We start from the raw sequence: 2,900 nt of genomic DNA, 5'->3' as shown, positions 1-2,900 counted from the left end.
CTCGACGGCGTCGGACCAGGCGGCGGGACGGCCCCGGCCCCACCAGCCGCGCGGCTCGCGGTTCCCGGCGAGGACGACCCCGACGTGCACGGGCTGGTCGGGCAGCGCGGCGCGCAGGGCGGCGTACTCGGCGTCGGACGGACGGCCCGTGATGGCCGGGTCGGGCATCGCGGGGGTGGTCTCCCCCGGCTGCACGACCTGCGCGATCGCGTACAGCGCGAGGTCCTCGGCGCCGCGGGAACGGTTGCGCACCAGCATGTCCAGCAGGCCGGGGAGCAGGGTCGTCGTGAGCCGGGACCGCTCGGCGTCGAGCGGGTTGGTGACGGCCACGGTGCGGCGGCGCTCGTCGTCGGCGGGCAGGCCCAGGTCGTCCCACACGGCGTCGGAGACGAACGGGAACGGCAGCACCTCGACGTGCCCGGCCTCGGCCAGGGCGCGCGACACCGCGCGGCGGCGCCGCTGGGCGGCGGTCAGGCCACGGCCGGCCGGGGCGGTGGGCAGCACGGAGGGGATGGCGTCGTAGCCCTCCAGGCGCAGCACCTCCTCCACCAGGTCGGCGGCCATGGTGAGATCCGGGCGCCAGGTCGGCGGGGTCGCGACGACGACGCCCTCGCCACCGGCACCGGTGTCCAGCGCGACGGCGCAGCCGACCTGGGTCAGGCGGCGCACGGTGGCCCCGCGCGGGTAGTCGACGCCGGCGACACGGTCGGGCATCGACAGCGGCATCCGCACGCTCGCGACGGCGGGGACCCCGCCGGCGTCGGTGCGGCCGTCGGCGAGGGTCCCGCCGCCGAGCTCGACGAGCAGCTGCGCGGCGCGCTCGGCCGCGACCGGCGGCAGCGCGGGGTCCACCACCCGCTCGAACCGCTTGGACGCCTCGCTGGGCAGCTTGTGCCGGCGCGCGGCGCGCGCGATCACCGGTGGGGAGAAGTGCGCGGCCTCCAGCAGCACGTCGACGCGGGCGCCGTCGGCGAGGTCCTCCGGCGCGGGGATCTCGGTGGACGCGCCGCCCATGACACCGGCGAGCCCGATCGGGCCGGAGTCGTCGGTGATGAGCAGGTCGTCGGTGTCCAGCGCACGGGTGTGGCCGTCGAGGGTCTGCAGCTTCTCCCCCGTCGTCGCGCGGCGGACCTCGATGGTGCCGGTCAGGCGGGTCGCGTCGTAGGCGTGCAGCGGCTGGCCGAGGTCGAGCATCACGAAGTTGGTGACGTCGACGATCAGCGAGATCGGCCGCATCCCGGCCGAGAGCAGCGCGCGCTGCATCCACCAGGGGCTGGGCGCGGCCGGGTCGACGCCGTCCACCCGGCGGGCGACGAACCGCGGGCAGGCGTCGGTGTCGGCGAGCCGCACCGGCCACGCGTCGCCGGTGGTGTCCGGGACGGTGACCCGGGTGACCGGGTCGGTGTAGTCGGCGTCGAGCGAGGTCGCGAGCTCGCGGGCGAGACCGCGGACGGCGAAGCAGTAGCCCCGGTCCGGGGTGACGGCCAGCTCGACGACGGGCTCGGACAGGCCGAGGACGTCGAGGGCGTCGTCGCCGGGCTCGGCGGTGCCGGGCGGCAGTACGAGGATGCCGCCGCTCTCGGCGCCGAGGCCGAGCTCCTTCGCCGAGGCGATCATGCCGTCGGAGACCTTGCCGTACGTCGTGCGCTGGGCGATCGCGAAGTCACCGGGCAGCACCGCACCCGGCTCGGTGACGACGACGAGGTCGCCGACCGCGAAGTTGCGGGCGCCGCACACCACGTAGCGGTGGCGCTGCCCCTCGAAGCCCACCCGGCAGTACCGGATCGGCTTCTTGAACCCGGTGAGCTCCTCGATCTCCTCGACCCGGGCGACCGTGACCGGCCCGGTGACCGCGGGGGCCGGGTGGATCTCCTCGACCTCCAGTCCGACGCGGACGAAGGCGTCGCCGATCGCCTCGGGACCGGCGGGCAGCGCCGCCGGGTCGATGTGCCGGGCGAGCCAGGACGCGGACACTCGCACTGCTCAGAACTCCTCGTGTGGAAGCGGGGTGGGCCGGGTCAGACGCCGAACGCGGTCGAGAAGCGCACGTCGCCCTCGACCATGTCCCGCATGTCCGGGATGCCGTTGCGGAACATCAGGGTCCGCTCGATGCCCATGCCGAACGCGAAACCGGAGTAGACGTCGGTGTCGACGCCGCAGGCGCGCAGGACGTTGGGGTTGACCATGCCGCAACCGCCCCACTCGACCCAGCCGGGGCCGCCCTTCTTCTGCGGGAACCACAGGTCCACCTCGGCCGAGGGCTCGGTGAACGGGAAGTACGACGGCCGCATCCGGGTGCCGGCCTCCGGGCCGAACACCGCGCGGGCGAACGCGTCGAGCGTCCCCTTCAGGTGGGCCATGGTCAGCCCGCGGTCGACGGCGAGGCCCTCGACCTGGTGGAACACCGGGGTGTGGGTGGCGTCGAGCTCGTCGGTGCGGAAGGTCCGGCCGGGGCAGGCCACGTAGACCGGCAGCTCGCGCTCCAGCAGCGACCGGACCTGCACCGGCGAGGTGTGCGTGCGCAGCACCGTGCCCGAGTCCTGCCCGCGCTCGGGGTCACCCAGGTAGAAGGTGTCCTGCATGGTGCGGGCGGGGTGGTCCTTGCCGAAGTTGAGCGCGTCGAAGTTCAGCCACGACGCCTCGACCTCGGGACCCTCCGCGACCTCCCAGCCCATCCCGACGAAGATGTCGGCGATCCGCTCGGACAGCTGTGTGATGGGGTGGCGCGCACCGCGCGGGCGACGGTCCCAGGGCAGCGTGACGTCGACGGCCTCCTCGGCCAGCACCCGGGCGTCGCGCTCGACGAGCAGGACCTCGCGGCGCGCGTCGAACGCGGCCTGGGCCTCCGCGCGGGCGGCGTTGACCCGCTTGCCGGCGTCGGCGCGCTCGGGGCCGGGCAG

Annotated in this window: 2 protein-coding genes; both read right to left on the bottom strand. The window is 75.1% G+C overall.

Going from position 1 to position 2,900, the window contains the following annotated elements:
* Window positions 1-1,980: phenylalanine--tRNA ligase subunit beta (pheT, locus tag GTW08_RS28910; protein ID WP_346009989.1), on the bottom strand; the 1,980-nt coding region annotated here is incomplete at its 3' end.
* A gap of 38 nt (window positions 1,981-2,018) precedes the next feature.
* On the bottom strand, window positions 2,019-2,900 hold an 882-nt coding region (gene pheS, locus GTW08_RS28905; RefSeq protein WP_161152790.1), incomplete at its 5' end, for a phenylalanine--tRNA ligase subunit alpha.

The sequence above is a fragment of the Pseudonocardia sp. SID8383 genome (genome assembly GCF_009864975.1).
Classification (GTDB): domain Bacteria; phylum Actinomycetota; class Actinomycetes; order Mycobacteriales; family Pseudonocardiaceae; genus Pseudonocardia; species Pseudonocardia alni.
This window is presented reverse-complemented; position numbering and strand designations above follow the sequence as displayed.